The organism is Intestinibaculum porci (assembly GCF_003925875.1).
In the GTDB taxonomy this organism is placed as follows: domain Bacteria; phylum Bacillota_I; class Bacilli_A; order Erysipelotrichales; family Coprobacillaceae; genus Intestinibaculum; species Intestinibaculum porci.
This window is the reverse complement of the sequence record NZ_AP019309.1, coordinates 246,727-273,076: the sequence shown is the minus strand read 5'-3', so window position 1 is coordinate 273,076 and position 26,350 is coordinate 246,727. Positions and strand designations below refer to the sequence as shown.

Sequence of the window (26,350 nt, the reverse complement as noted above, 5' to 3'; positions counted from 1 at the left end):
TCTTATTATAAAAAATAAAGCGGTATCATGATATATGTGTTTCATTAGAATGATATAAGATTTTTTAGATGGGATTGCTTTTAGATTGAATATTCCTAGAATGAAAGCTAGGAGGTATTCGCTATGAAAAGAATCACGAAAAACGATATCACATCGCATGATCCCTTTACCATGCCGGAGTGGCTGCTCACCAATGGTTTAGGTGGTTACGCTTATCTCAGTGTGCCTTTTATTCATACCAAATCCTATCATGCCCTTTTTAATGCCTCACTGCATCCGCCCGTTGATCGCTATAGCGTGCTCTACGATATGCTGGGATGCTGTCGTATTGATGGTCAGGATTATGATTTACAGGACTATTTTGACTATATCCTCATCGGTGATGTTATCACCTATGTTTACACTTTACATGATATCACAATTAAACAGACAATTTCATTAGTACACAACAAAAATACTTTTGTGATGAATTATCATATTTTCAATCCATCCGCGAAAACAATCGAATTCTATCTTCGACCGATCTTATCCCTGCGGATTCCTGATCAAGTCAATGAAAAAGCCCCAGAATACGCGATCTTCCCTTATCGCAATCGTTTATCCATTGTCCCTCTCAACCGTAAAGATACGCTCATTCATATGAAAATCAGTAATGGTGTCTTTACCCAGGAACACCAGGATTACACCCCTGCGCCTTATACCTTCCATCAGAAAATGGGCGGCGGGATTCAGGATCATCTCAGCATTCCCGGTTTTTTCGAAAGTATCATTACCGATCAGCAGGTCAACATCTCTGTAAGCTGCACATTAGAAGAACATATCGATGATCCGATTACAGCCATCGGCAGCGAAATTGCCCGTAAGGAAGCTTTAACATTCTCTAAAGATGCCCTTTTTAATCGTTTAGTGAAAGCCGCAGATAACTTTATTGTGAAACGCGGTGATGGTCATTCGATCATTGCTGGTTACCCTTGGTTTACCGACTGGGGCCGAGATACCTTAATCTCCTTAGAAGGACTGACCTTAGTGACGAGACGCTTTAATGATGCCAAAGATATTCTCACGACCTTTATTGAAACGCTGAAAGATGGCTTATGTGTCAACATGTTCCCTGATGGCAATGGAGATGCTCTCTATAATACGGCTGATGCCTCTTTATGGCTCATTCATGCAACGTATCAGTATTATCAGTATACCCATGACTACGCGTTTATTAAAAAGTATTTTTCGGCTTTGCAAAATATCATTTTTACTTATATTAAAGGCACCAAGCATAACATTCATCTGAATGATGACTTCCTGCTTTCGGCCGGCAGCGGAGAAGATCAGATCACCTGGATGGATGTCCGCATTCATGGTAAAGCGGTCACCCCGCGCCATGGCTGCCCCGTGGAACTGAACGCCTTATGGTATAACGCTTTATGTATCATGGATCAGTTTGCGAAACTCTTAGGCGAAGAATCGTTCTTTGATATGTTAGCGGGAAAATGCAAAGAAAGCTTCACCAAATTCTTTGATACCCACAAAGGTTATCTCTATGATGTCGCTTATGAAGATGCGACGATGCGTCCTAATCAGCTCTATGCCTTTGCCTTGCCGTTCCCGATCATCGATCAAAAACAGGCCGCCTCAATGGTGGAAAAAGTGTATGAGCAGCTGTATGTTGGTAAAGGTCTAAGAACCCTGCCAGCTGATCATCCTGATTATCATGGTATTTATACCGGCGTCGTCGAAAAACGCGACCTTGCTTATCATCAGGGCACAGCATGGGGTTATCTGATTGGTCCATTCTTACGCGCTGATTATGCGTTATATCACAATAAAGCCCGCACCGCTTTACTGCTCAAGCCACTCTTAAACAGCCTCGATGAACAGTGTATCAACGGGATTAATGAAATCTTCGATGCCGATGCGCCGCATATTGGCAAGGGCTGCGTCACCCAAGCCTGGAGTGTCGCTGAAGTGTTATGTATCTATGCCAATATTCTCAAGAGCGATTAATTTCGTTCTTGTTTTTCTTATACTTTTCTAAAAATACTGATATGGAGTGAAGGGGCTTACAATGTTAAAATTCACTTGTACAAAGGAGATATACATTATGGCAAAGTTATCATTAGAACATATTTATAAAACATACCCTAATGGCTTTGAAGCCGTTAAGGACTTTAATCTCGATATCAAAGACAAAGAATTTATCATTTTCGTCGGTCCTTCTGGATGTGGGAAATCAACCGTCTTAAGAATGATCGCCGGTCTGGAAGACATTACCAGCGGAACATTAACAATTGGTGATACAGTTTGTAATGATGTTGAACCAAAAGACCGTGACATCGCAATGGTTTTCCAGAACTATGCCCTCTACCCTCATATGACCGTTGCAGAAAACATGGGCTTCGCTTTAAAGATTGCTCATGTCGATAAAGCCACAATTGATCAGAAAGTGCATGAAGCCGCAAAACTGCTGGATATTGAACACTTATTAGATCGTAAACCAAAAGCTCTTTCCGGCGGGCAGCGTCAGCGTGTAGCCATGGGCCGTGCAATCGTCCGTAATCCTAAGGTCTTCTTAATGGATGAACCATTATCTAACCTGGATGCTAAATTACGTGTGCAGATGCGTGTTGTCATTTCACGTTTACACCAGAAATTAGGAACAACTTTCATCTATGTCACTCATGACCAGACAGAAGCCATGACTTTAGGAACGCGTATCGTTGTCTTAAAAGAAGGTGTTGTTCAGCAGATCGATACACCTCAGAACCTTTATAATAAACCTGCCAACTTATTCGTTGCCGGCTTCATCGGTTCGCCACAGATGAACTTCTTAAATGCGAAAGTTGTCTTAGAAGCTGATGGTGTTCATGTCGTCTTAGATAACGGCATTAACATTAAAGTTGATAAAAAACGCGAAACTGCCTTAATGAATGGCAGCTATATCGGTAAGAATGTCATCTTCGGTATTCGTCCAGAAGATATTTATGATAAAACTTCATTTGTAGAAAAGCACAAGGATACACAGTTCACCGCTCATGTCGATGTTTATGAAACCTTAGGTGCTGAAGTTTACTTATATTTCAACATCGGTGATACGAAAGTCACTGCCCGTGTTGAACCGACGACACAAGCTCGTCAAGGTGATACGGTCAAATTCGCACTTGATCTTACAAACTATCATCTTTTCGATAAAGACACTGAAGTTGCTATCTAACTATACATTCGCATTCACATTTCCCATTAGATATATGCAGTGTCGCAAAGATCTTACCCTGATGGTAAGATCTTTTTTGGCGCTTAATTACATAGACATCAATTATCCACACGATTATAATAGAAACATATGAGGGAGTTCTTATGAGAAGAAGATTAGACTTACAATTTAAATGCTGGATTATTCTCCTATCATCATGCTTAATTATGCCAACGCATGTGATTGTGCACAAACAAGTATTTGTTCCGCAAAAACAGACGGTTAAGAAAACGATCGTTCAACCTAAGACAGTTATCAAACCCGTCTATGCAAATATCACTGCGGTAGGTGATACGATCTGTCATGATCGGATCAATGCCCAGGCTTATTCAAGCATAAACAGACAATATCATTACAGTTCTCTCTTTACCAACATTAAGAGTCACTTTCAGGGTAAAGATCTTTGTATTGCCAATTTAGAGACAACCATCAATCCCCGGTTACCGGTGCATGGCTACCCTAACTTTAATGCCCCAGCTTCGTTAATTGATGATTTAAAGGCTTTAGGTATTCATATGGTATCCACTGCTAATAATCATTGTCTGGATACCGGTTATAATGGTTTGGTTTCCACCATTGATACGCTCAATGCGAAAAAGATGGATCATACGGGAACTTATAAGTCTGCTTATGATCGTGATACGATTCTGATGAAAAATCTCAATGGTATTCAAACAGCGTTTCTTTCTTTTACTTATGGCACGAATCATGCGTTAGCGAAGAGTCAGTCGTACAGCGTGAATGTTATTAATAAAGATGAGATGAAAAGACAAATTGATTTAGCGAAAAAAGCTGGTGCCCAGGCGATTGTAGTGAGTATGCACTGGGGTGTTGAATATCAGCTAAAGGAAAATCAAACCCAGGATGACTTAGCGCAGTTTCTCATTCAAAATGGCGTCAATGTCATCTTAGGATCACATCCTCATGTCTTACAGCCAATGAAGCGTTTAACAGTGAAAGATGCCCAGGGCCAAAGTCATGAAGGCTTTGTCATCTATTCCCTAGGGAACTTCTTTTCTTCACAGGTGGCGCCACATACCCATGAATCCGTGATTCTGGATATCCGCTTAAAAAAAGAGAAACAGGTCACCGTAGATCAGGTCCATTATACGCCTTTGTATAATGCCCAAAACGGCCGCTCTTACACATTATATGATCTTGATCAGGTGATCAGCAGCTATGAAAAAGGCAATGCGCCACGCTATAGCGCTGCCTTCTATAATCAGGCTAAAAAAGAAAAAGCACAGATTGCATCAATAATGGGAGGAGATTTATGATGAAAAAAATAACATGCAGTTTCTTATCTGTCATGACCATCTTAGGACTCAGCATGACGGGTATTCAAGCGCAGGAGAGCGCCACGATCGTGGCCGTGGGGGATACAATGTGTCATGACAGTGTCAATAACACCCACTACAACAAAAAGACCAAGCGTTATGATTATTCACCGATCTTTAAGAATGTCAAACATTACTTTAAAGACAAAACTATTGCCGTAGCGAATTTAGAAACGACAATGAATCCAAAACGTAAGGTATCCGGATATCCGCAGTTTAATTCCCCGTCGCGTCTCGCGAAGGATTTAAAAGATTTAGGGATTGATCTGACGACAACGGCTAATAATCACTGTTTAGATACGGGTTATCAGGGCATTGTCTCAACGATTAAGATCTTAAATCAAAACAAATTAGCACATACCGGCACCTTTACCAGTCAAAAAGCGAGAAATACTATTTTAATGAAGAACTTAAATGGGATTAAAACAGCTTTTCTTGCTTTCACATATGAAACCAATGGATTACGTACAAACAAATCTTATGCCGTCAATTACATTGACAAAAAGGAAATGAAAAGACAAATTGGCTTAGCTAAGAAAGCCGGTGCACAGGCCATTGTGGTGAGTATGCACTGGGGCATTGAATATCATACCCAGCCAAGTCGTGAACAGAAAGATTTAGCAAAGTTCTTAGTAAAAAATGGCGTCAATGTGATCTTAGGCTCCCATCCCCATGTCTTACAGCCCATGAAACGTATCACGGTAAAAGATCATGGCAAAGTGAAGAAAGGATTTGTCATTTATTCGCTAGGAAATTTCTTCTCAGCCCAGCGTAAGCCACATACCCAGGAAGCGATTATCTTACGTTTAAAACTGGTGAAGGATCAAAAAGGCGTCCATGTGGGAAAAGTATCTTATGCCCCTATTTATACTGGTAAACACTATCAGCTGCAGGATTTAAAAGCGCCAAAGAGCAGTTTTGCGAAAAAGGAAAAAGCCGCTATCCAAAAGATTGTTGGACATGTTTAAAAGGAGTCAAACGACTGGTATATAACAAATCACTGTCATCATGCTTAGACCAGCAGTAGTTACGATCGTCATAATCACTGTGATAATCCGCCCTTGCTATGTAAGCTGCCTTTAACATAAGCTCTGTATGATGGAGTGTCTTAACAGTTGCGCTCTGTTCCATTTTTGATTATTCCTTTTGGTTGGGAGGTCGGGGTTGGGAAATAAAGGTGGTAGAAGATTTATCGCTCTACCCCTAGTATGAGCCTTCCCAACTTAGCCTCTTTATATACTCAACAATCTGATTGATAATTGCTTTCATCTCATTTGTCAGTTCATTATTTTCTGAACTCTGCATAACCTGATCATAAGACCTAATGCCAAGTGCCTTATTTGCTATAATTGCAGTAATAATTTCAGCACCAACAATACATTTGCACTGTGTCTCATGGCGATATTTGGCATCAGTAGCCATTCGTTTCTCATACATTTTTGTCTTGCCCGCATAGACTCTTCTGCATTCACTCGTTTCAGCCTTTTCATCAGTTTATTAAGTTCATCATCAGAAGCATATGTGGTCAAAAATCGAATATCTTTGCTGTCACATTAATAACACGCCCTCTCGAATACATCATATTAAACTGAGCAACGTCACTTTGATTGCATCACCTTTAACTGATGCGTGACTTAAATGTTAGTCTTCAGCTAAAGGTGATACATTCTATTTACATCACCTTTAGCTGAGCAGTCTACTAAACTTTTAACTCAGCTATAGCTGAAGATTAGTGATTTTTCTAGTGTCAACTCATTTTCTTGGTCATACCTTTTACCAGCCCATTTGTTATCGATTTCGAAAATCTCATTTGTGTATCTTTAGCTTCTTGTGAAGTGAGACTTCTTAAATTTTCTCCATCAGTGCCAATAACTATAAAAGTTCCACATATCACATCGTTTTTAAAGTATCTATTAGCTGCTTTTCCTTTAAGTTTGCCCTCATCATCACACAGGATAACCGTGTGATCACTTACAGGCACCACCTCAATATTGCCGCCTACAATGCTTTGATAACATTCCAGTTTATTAGTTATCGTTGTCATATATGGGGCTTTACCTCTTGCGATTACAACGACATTGATTAGATCCTTATCGTTCTTTGCAAAATCCAGATGATAATCTCTTAATGGCATTTGACGCTTTTTACAGTCATTAACAATGCGATCAAGCAATGCTTCATCTTCACTTGCAAAGCAATAATTAATGCTCACATTACCCGCACTATCGTATGATGGCTCAATTCTGGTAAATACTCGTACTCCAGCATCACTGATGTAAGCTCCGATTTCGTGGTCATCATTAAGCATTGCTATATCTCCAGCTGTGTAAAGAACAATTGGTGGATTATCAATATCTTTGAGATAATCAGGATATTCCTCATCAACAATCGTAACTACGTTACTGTGCACACTAGCATTTGCCACTTTAACCTTATCCTCTGGAGCTTCTTCTTTTGCCTTAAGAGCCTTAAAAATATCATTGTTACAGCCATGGTACTTTTTGGATAAATACACAAGTACTTCATTCATTTCTTTATTTTTCATACTTTATCACCTCTTCATATATATACATGAACTTGTATGACGCATACTGAACTAAGCTGATCATTGCTGAAAAAAGAACTGGCGATTTAATCGTCAGTCTTTTTTCCAGCAATCTCTTGAATAGCCTTACGTATAGATTTGTAAACCCACCTGTCAGTACGCTCCAGGTCAGAAGCAATAGCTTCTAATGATGGTAATCTAAAGATAACCAAAAAAGATCACATAACTTACCAATTTGGATCATTTAAAATCACCAAAATTGGTAAATCTAAATGATCCGAATATGGTTATCTTTTTTCGATTTATTGTAAAATCATCTCCGAAAGGAGGTGATTTTACATGAAGAATCTTGTAGGAGTAATAATGATTATGAAAGATATGAATGTTAAGCCAAACTATAGTGAATTAGAAAGAATATACGAAGTCGACAGACACTTGATCAAAGAAATCTATGTAACAGAAATTATGTTAAACTTAACATAATTTTGTTTATGAATGTCATTAGCCGTTTCAGCTCCATTTTAATTTAAAATGAGATTTCCCTGGGTATTTTAAATTGGGGGGGCTGATTTTATTACGCTTACTGGAAATGCAACTTTATTTTGGCTTTTTTTGCTTTTCTTGTTTTTCTTATATTTCTTGAAAAGAACATAAAAAGGGGCTGTAACATTAAGGGAAAAAAATGATTCCTAAGGTGCTACAGCACCTTTTTAATTTCAAAATATCTAGATTAATTCCAATTAATTCCATTTCTGCGAATAACTGTTCAAGTAAGCACAAAAAAAGGGCGTAATAACCCTATCCATTGTGAGTAAAATTTTTTTGACTGGTTAAAACTGTGAATAACCTTGAATTCCCTAGAACAGTTTTTAACTACACTGATTTCTAGATGGATTAATATATAGAATTATGTTGTTAACATCACTATAAATTGAATTTTTACATTGAAATAATTAGCACGATATAGTATAATGTAGTTATAAAGAATTAGATTTATAACTACTCATGCAAAAGAGGTGCTAATATGAAGCTCAGTTATCAGACAATTAATGGAACACTTTATGCTAAAATCCCTGGCAAATCAGTCCGCAAAAACGGCAAGATCGTTAAGCAAGGTGCTAAACATTTAGGCAAGGTTATCGATAAGGAAAACAATATCTTTTTCAATAAAGAAAGAGGCATGTTTACCTATGATCCTGAAACTGGTGAATTCGGTGAAGCTGATGAATCCTATGTATCTGATGTTCAGCCTGATAAGCGCAAAAGACAGCGTACTATTCTTGATTATGGCGATGCCTACTTCGTAGATCAGCTTATTCATCATATGGGATATGACAAAGTCATTGATGAAATCAGCTATAAAAACAAAGATACCTTATATGCAATGGTTGCCTACTATGTCATTTCCAACGCTGCTAACTGTCATGCCAATACCTGGTATGAAGGGAGCTTTGAAAGCATTCTTTATCCAAAGGCTAATCTCACATCTCAGAGAATAAGTGACTTTATGAGATCAATTGGCAAATCAGAAAATGTCCTTAAATTCTTTGAAAATCATATGAAGTGGATCAAAGAAAACATTTCGTCTGATAAAGCTATAATCATTGACAGCACAGGGCTTCCTAACAGTATTCATATGCCATTAACTGCAATCAGTAACCACAATGGGAAGGTTTCCAATGAGGCTAGAATGATTACAACACTTCAGAGAGATACAGGCTATCCCCTAATGTTTAGAATTATTCCAGGCAATATCGTTGATATGAATACACTGATCAGATCAGTAAATGTACTTGATAATTTAGGCAATATTGAAACAGACTATATTCTTAGTGATGCTGGTTATTATACCCTTGAGGATATTAATGAGCTTTATCGAGCTAACATCGATTTCCTGATGAGACTGCCTGAGAAATATAGACTATATCGTGATTTGATCAATAAATACGGTCCCGAACTAAAGCAGGAAAGAAATATGGTCAAATATAGTGATAGAGTCGTCTATATCAAACAGATCGAAGTTAGCATTGGTGATGGACATAAGGCTTATGCTTTTCTAGGATATGATCTAGATCAGGTAGATCATGAAATACATAAGTGTCTGAATAAGAGCAAAGAAATGTCAACTATGCAGATCCAAAAAAAGCTTGAATCAATGGGATATTTTGTACTGATTTCAAGTCTTCCATTCCCAATTGAAGAAGTGCTTCCTGCCTACTATACTAGACAGCTGGTTGAGCAGTACTTTGATTTAAGCAAGGGATCATCTAAGCTGACACCACTTCGCGTTCATAGCGAAGAAGCAGTAAGAGGTCACCTGTTATTATCAATGATTGCGGCAACCATTAACGTGTATATCCAAAAGAAAACAAAGAAAACTGCAACCAACCAGGAAGGCATATTCATGGGACTCAGAAATCAGAAGTGCCTCGTCTACAAGACAGTCACTTCAGTTGAAGAGCCACAAAAAAGAGCTAATGATATCTATAATGCGTTTAATATTTCATGCCCACTTTCATACACAAAAAGAGGCAGTGATTGGGTACCAAAATTTCACCTAAAAAGGCATGAAGATGAGGTGTAGTTATAAACTATACCCGGGAATTCAAGATAACTTTTTAGAATTTAATTGAGCAGTTTTTCCCTTTTTTTCATAGCTCTATCTTTTAATTCTTTTGTATATTTTCGCAAATTAAATCCTATGGCCATTAAAGTAATCTCTTCTTCAACACCTGATAGCCCTCTGCGGTAAACTCGATCATATCCATAATCTTGTTTAAGGATGCCAAATGTGCCTTCACTATAGATTCTTCTGGCATTCATTAACTCTTTTCCGACAGGGGTATCAAGCTTTGCTCTAATATTATCTTTATAAGATTCCAGTTCAGGACTGATAGAGATTTTTCTATTTCCTTTTGCTTTAGTACATTTAGACTTGTTTGGGCACTGACCGCAATGCTTGTTTTCAAGCTGTTTTATAATTCGATCGTATACCCCTCGTGTTTCTTTACGTTCACCGACTTCTTCAAAACTATAACCTTCAGGACATTTATATGAACCGTCATCCTGCTTCATATGTATCGTTTTATACTTATTTTTTTCAGTTATACGTTTGTTTTCTTCAGTCATACCGACATATTTGGTATAAAAGTCAATACTGTGAATTAAACTGAATTTATTGTTATCAAAACTGCAGTATCCTGCATCTGCAACTGCAATTTGAGGATAATGACCATAATCTTTTTTAAAGCGATCCATAACAGGAATATAAGTTCTTAGATCATTAGCGTCAGAATTAATGAAAATTTCACTAATAAACCCACCTGAAATACCAAATTGGACATTATATCCAGGCTTAAAAGTATTATTATGACAATAATAATCGTATTTCATATTATCAGGATATCGTGATAATATGAATTATACCGATAATTTTTTTATGCCGATAACTATCGGCTTTTTTTGTGTTTAAAGCGAAATTTAATTAATATATCGTGATAATTTTGTATACTAAGTATGGAGGAAAGGCCTATGGAAGACCATTTGAGATTATTATTTGATAAGTTATTTGAATGCCTAAACGGTTATTATAAGCTTGATGATTATAGTATTTTTAGAATTAATGAATTATTGGTGAATTTGATGGATTTTTCAAAGGATTCAATGAATATAGGTTTATCTGTCAATGACCTTTTAATCTCTTTCAGAGATAAGGTTATCCCTGAAATGCATATTTCAGAAGCTTTTATGTTTTATAAAAAAAGGATTATTAATATTCTCATTAAAATTGAATCAGGTGAAAACACAAAAATCTGGAAATATGAAAGACATTTAAAACGTTATCCCTTAAGTGAATATTATGAGAATCTGCTTGCTGAATATTCTTCTGTACTTTATGGATTAACAGACTCGAGTAAATATTGCTACCTGACTAACGTAAGAAGATTTATTTCTGTTCTGGAGAAGAAAGAAATCAACACTGTTAGTTTGCTTAATAAAAAGGATGTATATCAAACACTTTATGAAATGATGACAAGCGAACATGGACTTGATAAATCAACATTTAAATGTATAAGAAAATTTATTGAGTTTCTCATTTCAAGTGAAAAAGCACCTCAACTGGAGGGAATTCTTCTTGATAGCAGAGCATCTAGCCCAGTCATTTATAATAAGAAAAACTTTACTCAGGAACAACTTATGGAGATCATTCAATGTATTGACAAAAATACGTCAATTGGTAAAAGAGACTATGCAATCATGATGATTGCATTGAATACATTACTTAGAAGTGTTGATATTGCATCTCTAACCTTGGAATACTTTTATCCTGATAAAAAAGAAATAATGTTAAAATGCTCTAAAAATGGGAAAATACAACGTTTTGAGTTATCTTCCAAGACCGTTGATGCAGTTATTGATTATATTGAAAACGGGCGCCCTGAAACTGAGGATAGACATCTATTCATCAGATCTAGGCGGCCTTATATCGCTATATCAAGAAAAGGCACCATCCAAAGTATCTTCTTAAAACTGCGTAATATGACTTCTATTGATCACGAACTCAAAGATGGACTAACGTTTCATGGCATCCGAAGATCTGTAGCTTCTCTGATGGTCGGCAATAATGAAGATATTTATTTGGTGGCTGAAATTCTTGGACATAATGAAATTAGTGCTACAAAACTTTATACACAGCTTGATGCTTCGTTACTAAAAGAATGTTCTTTATCGTTTGAAGGAATTGAAATTAGGAAAGGAATTTATAGTAATGAACCAGAATAATATTTATAAGTCATTTTTAAAAAAAGAGTTTAACAGTTTTTTTGAATATCGTATTGGTCTTGGGTATTCAGGGGAAAGATACAGGAGCGTTGCTTTAAAGCTGGATAATTATTTGTTTGAAAATCATCCTGACGAATTAGTTTTGAGTGAAGAGATGTTTAATGGATTCATCACTAATATTTCTCATTTATCTGACAGCACTGTAAATGATTATATTAGATTTGTCAGACTGCTTTCAACATATTTAAAATCCTTGGATATTCATTGCTATTGTCCCGATGAAAATATGGGCAAGAGGATGATAAATAGATATAACCCATGCTTGCTTAATGAGAATTCAATGAGAAAATTATTCAATACAATAGATGCTTATAAAAGCCCCTCAACTTCTCCTTCATTATTTCATATTGTATGCCCAGTATTATTCAGAATGATGTACTGCTGTGGTTTGAGGCCTAATGAACCTGGAGATCTGAAATGCAGTGATGTAAATCTTGAAAATGGTGTTCTAACAATTAGATATTCCAAGCGACATAAAACAAGATCAATACCTATGTCAGTAGACTTGGTAGAATTATGCCGTAAATATGATTCTGTCATTTCAGGTATTTTCCCTAACCGTGAATATTTTTTCGTTATTGGTAATGGGCAAAAAGTCAAACCATCAAATATTCGGTTCTGGCTTAATAGAGTATTAAAAATAAGCGGATTGCAATTATCAAAAAAAATGAGACCGTATGATTTTCGACATAACTTTGCGACAAGATCGATCCTCAAAATGCATAAAAAAGGCGTAAATCCAGATAATTATATAGCCAAACTATCTGCTTATATGGGACATGATTCATTTGAGGAAACCTATCATTATATATCATTAATGCCCGAACTATTACTTGATTTAGAACTGGAAATAGATTGGGACTATGCTAATAGTGCATTGAATGGAGTTGAGATTGATAATGAATGAATTTTACAGATATATCAGAAAGTATCTTGTAGTGTATCTTCCAACACTGAGAAAAATGAGCAAGCAAACAATAAAAACATACAAAGAATCAATAAATCAATTTTTGGACTTTGTTTCTGAAATAAAAGAAGTCAATATTGAAAATATTAATTTTGAAACTATAGATTCTGCAACACTTCAAATGTTTGTTACTGAATTAGATCGTTTAAAAATGAAAAGTTCTTCCATTAATGTTCGTATTTCTGCGATCAGGTCGTTTTATAAATATGTTTCGTCAGTCGATCACTCTTTAATGGTGTATCGAAATGAAATAATGAAAGTTCCTCTGAGGAAAAACAAAAACCAGGGCCGAGAAATGGAATATTTGACTGTCGAACAAATAGATGAAATTTTGCATATTCCCAATCCATATAATCCAATCGGATTAAGAGATCTAATGATATTGATGGTACTTTATGATTCTGCAGTTCGTGTCAACGAACTCCGCCACATTCGAATTAGGGATATCTATTTCGGAAGAGTATCATATATAAGGGTAACAGGAAAAGGATCAAAAGTACGAAATACGCCAATCACTTCAAATACAGCTAAAATAATAAAAAAATATCTAAATACATATCACTGCAATCCGGTGTCCGAGTGTTTTCTTATTTACCCATCCAACACTAATGCTACAATTACGATGTCTGATGATAACATAAATAGGATAATAAAAAAGTATGCATGTATGACAAGCTCAATTGAATACGGAAATAAGATACATGCCCATATGTTTAGACACTCAAGAGCGATGCATTTAAGAAAAAGCGGAATGTCATTAGAACTGATAGCTGAATTTCTAGGACATTCAGACTTATCTACCACTTTAATCTATTCCTCAGCAGATGTAGAAATGAAGGCTAAAGCAATAAACAAAGCTATGGAAAATTTATTTTCAAATGAGAAAGAATCAGAGGAAGAAACTAACAGTGATTTTAAAGTGCTGGTTGGTCTAAAATAATTTATCCCGATAAAATGACTCTAATTATGGGCAATTATAGTTATTAATTGTATTTATCGGCATAAAAAAATTATCGGTATAATTCATATGCAGCATCGAGGCATCAACATCTGTTTTAGAGCAGCTGTTGCGACCGTCCAGCATATCAAACATAATTGTATATTTAAAAAGTTTAAGGGCTAATTCATCGTATTCCTCGTATAATTTCTGGATCTCGCTCTTCTTGTGTCCTCGTCCGTCAACAGGCTTAATGCCTAATGAAAGCATAAATTGCTGAAGTTTTGATGAAATTGCTAAAAAATAGAGAAAATCAGGTAATTTAAGAATAGAATACCGAACATCAATTCCATGCTTTTCAAAATACTTATTTGTGCGTATTATCAGCTTGCATGCCTTTTTCCACGCTTGAAGACGATAGCGTTTAGTTGCTTTCGCCCAAATGTGGGTATTTTTATTAGCATTCGCTTCAAATTTAGTTCCATCAAGAGTCAAAATTGGGAAATATATGCCCAAATTTTTTGCTATAGTTTTTGAAATATCAATAAACAATTTATGAACGGAAGGCTTTAGCCGTTTTATGAATCTGGATATAGTCATATGCGTAGGCTTAGCACCACATGATACATACATATATCTGATATTATACTTACACAATTCAGCAGTTTTTCTGGTGGATTTATAATCACCGTCTGAGTTAGAAAGTAACACAATTCTAAATAACTGTAGATCAGAGTATTTAGAAGTTCTGCTATTTTTGTCAGGAGCTTCAATATAATCGTAAATATTCATCCTTTCTGTTATGCTCTTAACTGTACGGCAAACATCAAATTCATCAATGTCGTTATCGAAAGAAATACAAACATCAGATAGAAAAGAAAGCTGATTTGTGATCCTATATTTTACAGTTATAAAGTAATTAAAGGCGAAATATATTGATGAAATCAACGTATTTCGCCTTTTCTTCTGTCATTTCAATTTAGTACTATTTTTAGAATTTACTACTCTTTGAAATTTTTTTAAATTTTTTTGTTGAATGATCTTTCTTGATGGTTGAAAGCCGAAAATTTCGACTAAATCGTCAACTAGCGGTGTTCTGTTGAATGCTGGAACATAGTATGTTCCGTTCAGGTGAGATATGTTAAGGTCGCGAAGCGTGCTGAATATTTCAGTACACGTATATTTTTCATTAAGGAACTTCTTCTCAAGAAGTCTGTAGACCAGCAGCGCAATGAAGCATGTTAACAGGTGACCGCTTATGGAATCCTCCTGCTGCACATACATCGGTCTTGTTCTCAGCTCGCTTTTCATTATTTCGAAGCTTTCCTCAATTTCCCATCGCTGCTTGTTGGCATTGATGATTAGCGACAGGTCATCATCCTCAAGATCGGTTGTTACTGCATAGAATCCATCATACTTTTCCTCTTCTGCTATTTTGGACTCGTTAATTTCATACACTTTTTCCTTCGCCACCTCGCCATCTTTGGTAATGGCCGTTTCGGTAATGTAGTAGCGGGGATCTCTCTGATTGGTTTTAGTGAGCTTGCCGGGATTTTTAAGAAGCTTTCTGGCTCTTTCAAGTTTCTTGTCCCTTATGTGCTTCTGATAGACCGCAAATTTTCTCGAGTAGGTGACAATAATCTGCTCTTCCAGGATGTATTTTGTCTTTGATGATGCTGTTTTCTTTGTGGTCTTTTCCCATCGCTGCTTGTAAAAGACGAGATCACTGATCTTTCTTTTCTTTCCCTCTATTTCAATGGTTTCCTTGTCTGCAAGATCATCAAGATTGTATGTATCCGGATATCCCTGAAGCTTCCATCCGTCATGAGATACGGCCCATTCCTTAAGTGGCTTTTTCAGCTTTTTTATAGGCTGGGTGACTATAAAGGCGCCATTTTTCTTCATGTCATTGTAGACCTTGTTTTCCCACCCGTTTAATCCTGCATCAGCGCATACCACGAACTTAGCGACTTTAAATTCATCCTCGATCTTTGCTTCCAGCTCCCTGAGCGAGAACTGCTCATTCTTGTTTCCCTGGAATACGTAATCAGCTAGCGGAAGCCCGTCCGCATCCATGAACAGTCCATACTGCACGATAGGATTTGGTCTGTTTTCCTTGCTTTTCCCGTATTTTCTGAAATCGTCCTCTTCCTCTATTTCAAAATAGAAGTTGGTGCAGTCGTAGTAGAGAACTGAAGTGTTCTTCTTGAACATCTTAGAGCTGTTTTCATAAAGCTTCTTTTCTATGAGGTAGCGCTCATTGCACAGCGGCTTCAGGGAGCGGTAGACATCTGCAAGGGAATAGGTCGGCTCCTTCAGAAACTTCTTGGCTGATTCATAGGAAGACTTCTTTGATGACGGATAGATGACTCTGGTGCAGACTAGGTCGACAAGAATGTCTGTCAGATCGTATTTAAATCTGTACTTCTCGGAAATTTGTCTGCAGATGTCAGCTATTCCCAGGGAACACAGAATATTTCTTATATAGAGATAGCCGATGTTGAAGACGTTCTTTGAGTTCAGATCAATAAGGTCATTAGCGCCGATGCTTATGTTAATGACACTTTTGTCTTCCTTGTCTTTCTTTCTAAGCTCATTGACGTAGGCTTTCAGGTTCTGCATTACCACGTCGCGTGAATCAGTGTTGTACTTCTCCATTAGCGACTTAAGATTGCCCAGTCTTTCAACGATGAAGGTGGTGCTCTTCTTGGTGTCGTGATTGTAGTAGTCCTCAATGATTGTGAACGATTCGGAATATTTTGATTTTGATACTTTCAGTCGCTTAGCCATGATGTCGTCCTCCTCATCACCAATTATATCATAATTACCGAGATAGTACTAGATTAAAAAATGAAATATTTGACAAAAAAGTGTTCAAAAAAAGAGCAAAAATTGAATTTTGCTCTACTCAAACTGTAAAATACCCGAGTTAGAAAGTAACACAATTCTAAATAACTGTAGATCAGAGTATTTAGAAGTTCTGCTATTTTTGTCAGGAGCTTCAATATAATCGTAAATATTCATCCTTTCTGTTATGCTCTTAACTGTACGGCAAACATCAAATTCATCAATGTCGTTATCGAAAGAAATACAAACATCAGATAGAAAAGAAAGCTGATTTGTGATACCATATGTTTGTGTATTTTTTGAATAACTGATCATATAAATATTATACACCAAAAAAGGGAGCTGAATTCATAATTCAGTTCCCTATTTTGATATAATCAGGACTGTTATAACGTTTCGATCATCAAACCTCACTTTTTATCATTGTGATAGCTATTTCTTAATGTTACAGCCCTTTTCGCCTTATCTGGCTTTATTTTCTCCCTTGTGGCGTTTTTTTAGTATGTACCATGCAGCTGTCAGCAGTGCGATAATCGCTGTGCAGACAAGAGCTATTGCCTTTTTGTGCTGCGTTACGCCTGTCGGAAGAACAGCTGTGTTCGTGTTGGTGAATACGATGACATCCGGTGCGACTGGCCGCTCTGATACGGAGTCTGCCTTTTTGCCGTTGATCGTGATGCTTGGCGCATATTCGCCAGGATCTTCAGCGACTGAATATTTTGCTGACAGAGGAATGTTCTTTATGACAACAGTGTCGTTATGCTTCAGCCAGATTTCAGCACTTCCGTTTCCGTTTTCATCAGTCGTGATGGAAGCGGTGTTTTTAGTTCCGTCATGAGAACTGCTGCCGTTTGTGTAGTCAAAGCTGTAGCTCTGCTTCTTGTCAGCGCCACTGAGTGAAACGGTGAATTTGAAGAACTTATTTCTGTCTGCAAATGCCCCTGACACCTGCTTCTTCAGCGTCACGCTTGTCGTTTTTGGCATGTCGTTGAGGAATGTCACTGTTGCATTTTCGCCTTCATCTACTTTTTCTTCCGCTGTAGACAGGTCCTTCATGGCTTCGGTGTTTCCGTCGGCTGATTTTTCAAATTTTCCGTTTGTTACGCCATCTGGTGCATCAGTTCTGATCGTGTATGACGCCTTTCCGGCATTTGCCTTTTCTGTAATTTTGTATTCTGCATTGACAGGAATGTTCTTGAATGCAATCTCGTCTCCTGCATTCAGATAGACATCCACATTTGCATTGCCGTCATCGTCTGGAACAATAGTTCCTGCATCAGATGAGACAGTCTCATACAGTTTCTTGAATTCAACAGTAAATCTGAACTTTTCTGTTGCCTTTCCGCCAGTTACTGCCTTTTTCAGAACAAGTTTCTGGTATTTCTTTACAGTGTTCGTGTAGGTGACAGTGATGCCTTCACCGCTGTCTGCAGTTTCCCATTCAGTTGAAAGCGATTCGTTCTTTTCAGCTGATCCAGCACTCTGTGCGATGTCGCCTTTCTCTGTGCTGTTGGTGATCCTGTATGCGGATGACCAGTCTCCGCCTTCCTCGGTCACTCTGTACTGTGCACCGGCAGGAAGACTGGTGAAAGTGACTGATCCCTTGTCACTGAGCTTTTTCTGCACATAGCCGTATCCGTCAGCATCAGAAGTAAACTTCGTGCCGTCTGACAGCGAGTATTCCGTGCTTGGATCGAGCTTTCTGAATGACACATTGAATGTGTAGTTCTGGGCACTCTGGAAGAAGCCTGTAACTTTCTTCTTCAGCGTGAAGCTGCTGTACTCCTTCGGCGTGTCAGGCGTCTTCGGCTTCTGGTAGTGGTTGATGAACTTAGCTTCAGCTGTGCCGCCTTCATGCAGCGTGCCTGATGCATTTTTGCTTTCCGTGTAGAAGTCATCATACTTCTTTTCTGTTATGGTATATGTCGTTCCGCCCGGCAGGTTGCTGAATGTCTTTGTTTCACCGGCTTTTACGCCGACTTCTGCCTTCCCGTCAGTGAATACCGCATCGCCGAATATCTTGGTACCTGACAGCTTTGATGAGTCGCTGTTCTTCAGCGTGACATCGAACATGTACGTTTTGTCGGAATAGGCTGATGGAATATCAGCAACATCAGTGTCGCTCAGTGTTTTTACCTTTTCTGTTACGGCATTTCCGTCTGCGTCATATCCTGTCACGATTGCATAGTAGCCGTAGTATCCAACGCTACCGTCGCTTCTAAACCCGAATGTGACGGTATCGCCATCTATGTTGCCTTCGATTGATGTGATATCAGACATGGATGTTTTCCGCCCGTCGCCAATCTTCCCTGAAGACGATCCAAGCTTTGAAGATGAATAGTTTCCGTCTGCCGTATAGTCAGAATGGCTTCCTGCCCATACGCACGCCCAGTCCCAGCTTACTGATTCAGTGCTGTAGTACAGTTTGACATGCAGCTTTGAAGCACCTGGAATGGTTACGATATCATTTGTGCTCAGATTGTTGCTGTATGTGCCGGTTGCTTTCCCTGTATCATCAATATTTGACGTGTGCGAGTACTTTTCGGCAGGCTTATCAGATTCGACAAGCTGTTTGCCGTCTGCTGTCTTTGAAAGCGAGAGGGAAGCCGGTTTAGGTTCTTTTGGAAGCTCATTCGCTGTATTTGTGATAGTCAGCGGTTCATCCTTTGTGACTATGCCGTATGAGTTTACATCATTGGAGCTTGTATAGCCTTCCACGCTCTCTTCATATGCATAGTACTTAGCTGAATCATCTGTAACTTTGAACTCATAGGTCCATGTGTCGCCGTCTTTAGTGATTGTACAGTGATCTTTGTCAGTTGAAACATATGATGCCGAATCAGCAGCATGAACCGGATCAGCAGCATGAACCGGAACAGCCAGACGTGACAGGATCATGGAAACAAGCCGTGATGCGAAGCTTGTATTGGATGTATTCGCTTTTGCAGTAGATGCGGCTTTGTATGTCAGGTATCCGTCTGTACCGTAGTTTGCGTGCGTCTTGTCAATGGATGATGAGCTATAGTTTGGAAGTTTCCAGCAGACAGAGAACATGTCGTCTGAAGATGTAACTTTGTCTGTGTTCCATCTGTCAGAGACATAGATGTTTGTAAGACCGGAGCAACCAGAGAACATGCTAATCATGTGCGTCACATTTGACGTATCAAAGTTTGAAACATCAAGTGATGTCAGCTTGGAGCAGTCAGAAAACATGTAGTTCATGTACGTTACGTTTGACGTGTCAAATTTTGACAGATCAAGCGATTCCAGACTGGAGCAGTCAGAAAACATGTAGTCCATGTACGTCACGTTTGACGTGTCAAATTTTGACAGATCAAGCGATGTCAGGCTTTTGCAGCTAGAAAACATGCTACTCATGCTTGTCACATTTGACGTATTCCATCTCGACAGATTAAGCGATGTCAGGCTTTTGCAGCTAGAAAACATGCCACTCATGCGTGTCACATTTGACGTATTCCAACTCAACAGATTAAGCGATGTTAGGTTGTGGCAGCTAGAGAACATGTAATCCGTGTCCGTTACCTTCGACGTGTTCCAGCTCGACAGATTAAGCGATGTCAGGCTTTTGCAGCTAGAAAACATGCCACTCATGCTTGTCACATTTGACGTATTCCAGCTCGACAGATTAAGCGATGTCAGGCTTTTGCAGCTAGAAAACATGCCACTCATGCTTGTCACATTTGACGTATTCCAGCTCGACAGATTAAGCGATGTCAGGCTTTTGCAGCCAGAGAACATGCCGCCCATGTTCGTTACACTCGACGTATCAAAATTCGACACATCAAGCGATGTCAGGTTGTGGCAGCTAGAGAACATGTAATCCGTGTCCGTTACCTTCGACGTGTTCCAGCTCGACAGATTAAGCGATGTCAGTCCGGAGCAACCCATGAACATGTAGCGCATGTCCGTCACCTTTGACGTATTCCAGCTCGACAGATTAAGCGATGTCAGGCTTTTGCAGCTAGCGAACATGTAATACGTGTCCGTTACCTTCGACGTGTTCCAGCTCGACAGATTAAGCGATGTCAGTCCGGAGCAACCCATGAACATGTAGCGCATGTCCGTCACCTTTGACGTATTCCAGCTCGACAAGTCAAGCGATGTCAGGCTTTTGCAGCTAGAAAACATGCCACTCATGCTTGTCACATTTGACGTATTCCAGCTCGACAGATTAAGCGATGTCAGTCCGGAACAGTCAGCGAACATGTAGCGCATTTCTTCCACTTTTGATGTATCAAAAGAAGATAAATCAATCGATTTTAATTTGTAGCATTTTTCAAACATTCCGCCCTGACTATCGTATCCAGGAGAATCTTTTCCACTGTATAGATATTGGCCACTTTTTGATTCACGTCCCATTTTTTTTACCGCTTTTGTATCAAAGCCTGAAAGTCCTATAATTGAAGAAAGGCTGGTGCATGAAAAAAACATTCCATCCATACGTTGAACTTTAGAAGTTTTAAAAGATGACACATCAATAGACGAGAGTGAAGAACATCCGCAAAACATACCACTCATGTTCTCTACTTCAGAAGTATCAAAGTTAGAAAGATTAAGGGAAGTTAGTTTTGAACAGCCATACACATCGCTGGAATAAACCTCAGCGTGTCCAAACATGTTTGCCATGTTTTTTACTTTTGCGGTTTTAAAAGACGAAACATCAAGAGAAGTCAAAGAAGCACATGCATCAAACATACTGCTCATGTCAGTCACATTCGACGTATCAAACTTCGACACATCAAGCGATGTCAGGCGTAAACAGCTCTGGAACATGTGGCTCATACTCGTTACCTTCGACGTGTCAAACTTCGACACATCAAGTGATGTCAGTCCGTAGCAGTCTTCGAACATAGAGTTCATGTTCGCCACATTCGTCGTATTAAATTTCGATACATTAAGTGACGTCAGTTTGTAGCAACTTTCAAACATGCAGCTCATGTCCGTCATCTCTGACGTATCAATCTTGCTTAGATCAATTGATTCTGCTTTCTCCATTCCGTAAAACAGCAAATTGCTCCCATTTGTCAGCCTTGTTGTCTGCGCATTCGTCCAGTAGTACATTGTCCCATCGTCAAGCCATCCCCAAATCTTACATTTCGCATTCGGATCATCATAATTCTTGTCCAGTCTGACTGCGTTTTCAGGAACCTTATCGGCTGATGTGATATCCTTCGCATATTCCACCTTTTTAGTTTTGTCTTTATAGCCAGAGTCAACATAATAAAATGGTCCTGCTCTATAGATATAATTATTTCTCCACACCGCATAAGTCGGCACCTTATTTATATCCGTCGTGATATGAATAACAGGCGGATCGGTAGGTCTTTTTGTCTCGTCAGTATCTTTCCATTTCTTTTTTACGATAATCTTTCCGTTTTCTTCCGGCTTGTTGTTCATTCTGTAGTAGTGCGAGTCGTTCTTTGCCAGTCCGTCAATCGTATAGGTATCATCTCTGTTTACCTTTACGATATGCTTTGTTGAGTCAAGGAAGTAATCCTTCGGCGATTTCGTCTCCTGTATGATATATGTTCCTGCTTCAAGTCCGTCAAACTTAGCCAGACCATTTTCGCCAGAAGTGGCTGTTTTGTCATAAGGTGTTCCATAGTCCGATGTGCCTGTCAGTCTGAACTCGGCACCGGAGAGAGGGGCGTTGTCATAAGATGACTGTTTTGAAATCTCCACTGTATGATACGGCTCATTTCTGATGACGGCTGATCCTGTCTTCAGCATTTCAGCATCCTCGATGCCGCCTACGCCTGAATCAGAGATCACCGCTGTGTACTCTGTGCGGTCAGTAATGTAACCGTCAGGGGCTTTCACTTCCTTCAGCTTATAATTTCCCCATTCGATGTTTTCAAACTTCACCTTTCCTGCAGCATCAGATGTTGCGTATTCCATCACATCCGTGCCGTATTTTGACTTTCCTGACAGGCGGAATTTTGCACCTGTTACAGCTCTGTTGTTTCCTGCAGTCGAGTACTTCATAAACGAGATGTCGCCATGAATACGTGGTGAATCCTTCAGTGTGATTTTTTTTGTCTTTTCGATTTCTTTTCCGTCGCATGTGATCTTTCCTGCACCGTCAACCTTTACTGTGTATTCAGTCCGGTCAAGCAGCCAGTCGATCGGCGAGTAGCTTTCCTTGAGCGTATAGGTTCCTTTTTCTATGCCTTCAAACACGGCATCGCCCTGCTTTCCGGTTGTGACTTCCTCATTCACCTCAGTGCCGTAGTCGGATGTTCCCTTTAGCGTATACTTTGCGCCTTCGATGGATTCGCCTGAATCTTCAGTGCTCTGTTTATGAATGCTGATGTCTGCTGAGACACGGTATCTGATTTCCGTGTAGTCCTGATGGATAAAGAAGTCAGAAGAGGTTTCACCGCTCATGATGGTGTCCTGAATGTAGATGTTGTTGTAGGCTTTTGGATAGGTCTTTTCAAATTGACCTTCTTTTTTTTCAGTTACTGATTCAGGTGCCTGCATGTAGACGACTGCTGAAATAGATTCGCCCTGATTGAGCACGAAGTCTTTTCCGTCAGATGTCTTTCGGCAGTCGATGGCAAAGGCGTGCATCTCTGAAAGATCGGTGCTTTTTGTCACCTTCTCCCATGCAGAAGTGTCAGTCAGATCATGGTGAGCATCAATAGACAGATCAGCGGTCTTTGAAACGTAAATGACAGGCTCAATACCCTTCTGCTTCAGCTGAGAGACATCAAATCTCTTCAGGAACCCGTGCCAGTCAGATTTCTTGCCGTTCAGATTATAGTTTTCAAGCGAGTCAAAGAAAATCATGTTTTTTGCCTTGCAAGTCATTGTATTGGCGAATCTGATCTTATATGAGTAGCTGCCGTTAGTTGTTGTATATGTTTCATACGAATAAGAGGCATCGTGAGAATCCTTTATTTGCTTCTTCAGCCCTGAAACAGCAGCTGTCAGAGTGTCAATATCATGCGGCTCTTCATCATAGATGAAGCGGTTTGTCGTGCATTTCGGATCAAGCTTTGTCATATAAGCCTTATTAACGTCTGACAGAGGCAACTTATGGACAGTGCCGGAACTGTCAACATAGTCATCGTCAGGATAGCCGTTATAGATCTCGTCATTGCCTGTCTCATAGGCTACCGGGTTATTGATTTTTGTGCCGTAGTCGTGAATGGCATCCCATGACATTTCAGCGTTGAGATACAGATTATAGTATTTTGCTTGCACCGGAACGCTGACCTTTATCAGATCACGTCCGCTCCCCTTGTAGTCCTCTTCAACGGAATAGCTGAATGATGAATGCGAGAGCATGCCTTTTTCTGTCTCGACATCTATGCTGCCCTTCTGCAGATGTGTTCCCTTTGGCAGAAGATCATAGAATGTGCCTGAGTCCTGCACAAGATAGTCAGTGCCTGAATCAGTTGTCAGCGTCTCTCTTGGTGTGATCTTCCATCTGATGACGTATCTCTTTTTTATCTTGTTGGAGCCTGTTGAAACAATGTGCTTGTGGATCTCTGACTCCTTCTTTGGCCTGATGGCTCTGTCAAAGGCATAAACCTTCACCCCGTATATTAAGTTGTCGTCTTTGACATCAGCATCTTCTTCAGCCTGATAGACATTGCTCTGAGCAAAATTGTGCAGTCTGATCAGGCTCTTGCAGTTGTTTTCCGTTACATTTTTCGGATTTTCATCTTTGAAGAGTTTTTTCATGACGTAATCGGAGTTTTTCAGTCTGACCATCGGATAGGCTTCAATTTTTGTGTAGTAGTATGCGTTTGATGTGGTAAATCTGATGCCGGTGACGCTTGGGTCATCCTTATCGCTTTTGAATGTAATACGATCGCGCGTCAGCTCTTTGACAATGCTGCTGTCACTGATTGAAGCTTTTTCGCTGCCGAGATTGTATGAAGCAACTTCTTTGTACTTACCGTCATGGCTGTCCTTCTCGTTAGTCTTTACCCAGAAATGAATAACATCAGATGATGAGTATTTTCCATCCGGATCAGTGACAAACTTCTTCTCGGTGTCATCGTATTTTCTGAACTGTGATGATATATTCCAGTCCGCATACAGGAACTGATAGTCACTACTGTCAAGCCTGCGTGCACCTTCCGGAATGCCGAATTCAAGCTGGTCGGTGCCGACATCCTTTGTCGTGATCTTGTCTTCGAGATACAGCTCATCATCAGAAAGCTGATATGTTACTTTCTTTCGTCCGTATGATGAAGGATCGTCAGCATCTCCATCTCGCGTCCATGGAAGGGGATACCCGTAGGAGTCGATATAATATCTGAACGTATCAATGCTGTTTATATCCTTTTTCTGCATTTTATCGAGCGAATAGGACGAGTAGTCGTGATAGTAGCCGAACTTTGCATGCCAGTTATTGTCACCGTACTTTTCGCCATAGAAGTGACCTGTAGGATGCACAAACTTAGGCGTATCCCATTCCCACACTTTTGACGAGTTTGCGCTTGTCGGAGCGTCTATGCCGTCTTCCGGCGTGACAGTCGCCTTTACTGAGTTCTTCAGCTCATAGTAGTCCTTGCCCTTGAATTCGGCAGGGTCATAGTATGTGAGCACATAGTCATAGCGGTCCCTGTCGCTTCGCTGACCTGTCACCTGATTTCCCTTTTCTTTCGCTGTTGTAAACGGTCCGCTTTGTGATCCCATGCTGTATCCAAGAAGATGCAGTTCTTTCGAAACAGGCGTATCTTCCAGCGTGAACGTAAAAGGCTGTGTCGGATCCTTTTTGATTTTTGACACGATTTCCCATACAAGGAAATATTTGTCTTTCGCTTCATCAGGCTGCTTGCCCCATGATGACTGCCATTTACGATACATCTTGTTCGGATAGCGTTTGTCAGTAGAAGAGATTTCTGCTGTCGTATTGATATAGACAGGAATCTTGTCAGATGATGCTGTTACGGTCTGAGGCTTCCCATCAGATATGTTCGTTACGGAAATATTCGCATAGAACGGATCGCTCTGAGGCTTTTCATTAATTGTATACTTATTCTGGTCAGCATCGTATTTCACTTCATCCTTGTATTCGAATGTCTGTTCGTTCGTGACATAGGCGACTTCAAAGTATCCGTTCTCGCCTGCTGTCCTTTGCTTCACATTGGTGATCTCAATGCAGTTTTCGTGATCCTTGTATGAAGGATCACTCTCTTTCAGCTCCTTCCAGACATAGTTGACGTCTTTTTTATCCTCTTCAGAAGCTGAATTGTATTCATCCTCTGACGGAATGGAAAGATCCATGTAGTCAGCGTATTTTCCGCTTCTGTCCTTCAGGATCGTCTTTGGGATCCATATCTTTATGGCTCCCGGTTCAAGCTCTTTGACGCCTGACATGGAGTAATCTACACGGAACACAAACCGATGATCGTCCGCATCTGTTTTTGTGTTCCAGATGTATTTGCCGTTTTCAAGCGTTGCACCTTTTTCAAGTGTTGCATTGAATGATTCAATCTTTTCAAGCTGCTGATCACCTGTGCCTTCAGCTTTTACAACCGGTGACGGCAAAATCAGTGAAAATATTACTGCCATCACTGTGAAGACTGCAAGAGTTGACCTCATGCAGTTTTTAATCTTCTTCATATTATGCATTCTCCTCCTTCTA

17 protein-coding genes are annotated in these 26,350 nt (G+C 39.4%); 9 read left to right on the top strand and 8 right to left on the bottom strand.

What is annotated here, in order from left to right:
- Positions 1–123 precede the first annotated feature (123 nt).
- From SG0102_RS01330 to SG0102_RS01315, 4 genes are all read left to right on the top strand, one after another.
- Positions 124–2,001: an amylo-alpha-1,6-glucosidase gene (locus SG0102_RS01330; protein ID WP_125118280.1), complete on the top strand. Its 1,878-nt coding sequence runs from the start codon at positions 124–126 to the stop codon at positions 1,999–2,001.
- 97 nt (positions 2,002–2,098) lie between these two features.
- The gene (locus SG0102_RS01325; protein WP_125118279.1) at positions 2,099–3,208 is read left to right on the top strand and encodes an ABC transporter ATP-binding protein; all 1,110 of its coding nucleotides are present in this window, start codon (positions 2,099–2,101) and stop codon (positions 3,206–3,208) included.
- 143 nt (positions 3,209–3,351) lie between these two features.
- Positions 3,352–4,524, top strand: a complete 1,173-nt coding sequence (locus SG0102_RS01320) for a CapA family protein (protein ID WP_125118278.1) — start codon at positions 3,352–3,354, stop codon at positions 4,522–4,524.
- Positions 4,524–5,552: a CapA family protein gene (locus tag SG0102_RS01315; protein WP_162300172.1), complete on the top strand. Its 1,029-nt coding sequence runs from the start codon at positions 4,524–4,526 to the stop codon at positions 5,550–5,552. The genes SG0102_RS01320 and SG0102_RS01315 overlap by 1 nt, the downstream gene beginning before the upstream one ends.
- Here the strand turns inward: SG0102_RS01315 and SG0102_RS01310 are convergent.
- From SG0102_RS01310 to SG0102_RS01300, 3 genes are all read right to left on the bottom strand, one after another.
- The gene (locus SG0102_RS01310; protein WP_125118276.1) at positions 5,524–5,715 is read right to left on the bottom strand and encodes a hypothetical protein; all 192 of its coding nucleotides are present in this window, start codon (positions 5,713–5,715) and stop codon (positions 5,524–5,526) included. The genes SG0102_RS01315 and SG0102_RS01310 overlap by 29 nt on opposite strands.
- Positions 5,716–5,787: 72 nt before the next feature.
- A complete protein-coding gene (locus tag SG0102_RS01305; RefSeq protein WP_125118275.1) occupies positions 5,788–6,006 on the bottom strand; it encodes a hypothetical protein in 219 nt (72 codons plus the stop codon).
- A gap of 325 nt (positions 6,007–6,331) precedes the next feature.
- Positions 6,332–7,129, bottom strand: a complete 798-nt coding sequence (locus SG0102_RS01300; protein ID WP_125118274.1) for a DUF3846 domain-containing protein — start codon at positions 7,127–7,129, stop codon at positions 6,332–6,334.
- A 339-nt stretch (positions 7,130–7,468) separates the two neighbouring features.
- Between SG0102_RS01300 and SG0102_RS15450 the strand changes: the two genes are divergently transcribed.
- Together SG0102_RS15450 and SG0102_RS01295 are read left to right on the top strand one after the other, a co-directional pair.
- Complete coding sequence (locus SG0102_RS15450) at positions 7,469–7,612, top strand: hypothetical protein (RefSeq protein WP_162300171.1); 144 nt, start codon at positions 7,469–7,471, stop codon at positions 7,610–7,612.
- Positions 7,613–8,153: 541 nt separating this feature from the next.
- Positions 8,154–9,713 (top strand): transposase, encoded by a 1,560-nt coding sequence (locus SG0102_RS01295; RefSeq protein WP_125118273.1) that lies wholly within the window; start codon positions 8,154–8,156, stop codon positions 9,711–9,713.
- 41 nt (positions 9,714–9,754) lie between these two features.
- On the opposite strand, the gene SG0102_RS01290 is transcribed toward SG0102_RS01295, so the two are convergent.
- Positions 9,755–10,522, bottom strand: coding sequence for a transposase (locus SG0102_RS01290; protein ID WP_125118272.1), 768 nt, complete (start codon positions 10,520–10,522; stop codon positions 9,755–9,757).
- 138 nt (positions 10,523–10,660) lie between these two features.
- Here SG0102_RS01290 and SG0102_RS01285 point away from each other — a divergent pair, with 138 nt between their 5' ends.
- From SG0102_RS01285 to SG0102_RS01275, 3 genes are read left to right on the top strand one after another with little or no spacing between them, the layout of a single operon-like run.
- On the top strand, positions 10,661–11,911 hold the full coding sequence (locus tag SG0102_RS01285) for a tyrosine-type recombinase/integrase (RefSeq protein WP_157982944.1): 1,251 nt from the start codon (positions 10,661–10,663) through the stop codon (positions 11,909–11,911).
- Entirely contained in the window at positions 11,898–12,878 is a 981-nt protein-coding gene (locus SG0102_RS01280; protein WP_125118270.1) for a tyrosine-type recombinase/integrase, read from the top strand. Before SG0102_RS01285 ends, SG0102_RS01280 begins: the two co-directional genes overlap by 14 nt.
- Complete coding sequence (locus tag SG0102_RS01275) at positions 12,871–13,878, top strand: tyrosine-type recombinase/integrase (protein WP_162300170.1); 1,008 nt, start codon at positions 12,871–12,873, stop codon at positions 13,876–13,878. Before SG0102_RS01280 ends, SG0102_RS01275 begins: the two co-directional genes overlap by 8 nt.
- A 24-nt stretch (positions 13,879–13,902) precedes the next feature.
- Here the strand turns inward: SG0102_RS01275 and SG0102_RS01270 are convergent, their stop codons facing one another.
- From SG0102_RS01270 to SG0102_RS01260, 4 genes are all read right to left on the bottom strand, one after another.
- Positions 13,903–14,667: a transposase gene (locus tag SG0102_RS01270; RefSeq protein WP_125118268.1), complete on the bottom strand. Its 765-nt coding sequence runs from the start codon at positions 14,665–14,667 to the stop codon at positions 13,903–13,905.
- A 177-nt stretch (positions 14,668–14,844) separates the two neighbouring features.
- The gene (locus tag SG0102_RS01265) at positions 14,845–16,665 is read right to left on the bottom strand and encodes an IS1634 family transposase (RefSeq protein WP_125118267.1); all 1,821 of its coding nucleotides are present in this window, start codon (positions 16,663–16,665) and stop codon (positions 14,845–14,847) included.
- A 114-nt stretch (positions 16,666–16,779) separates the two neighbouring features.
- Positions 16,780–17,037 carry a hypothetical protein gene (locus tag SG0102_RS15295; protein WP_148668822.1) on the bottom strand — a complete coding sequence of 86 codons (258 nt, stop codon included), beginning with the start codon at positions 17,035–17,037 and terminating at the stop codon, positions 16,780–16,782.
- A 147-nt stretch (positions 17,038–17,184) separates the two neighbouring features.
- Complete coding sequence (locus SG0102_RS01260; protein WP_162300169.1) at positions 17,185–26,328, bottom strand: BspA family leucine-rich repeat surface protein; 9,144 nt, start codon at positions 26,326–26,328, stop codon at positions 17,185–17,187.
- Positions 26,329–26,350: the final 22 nt, after the last annotated feature.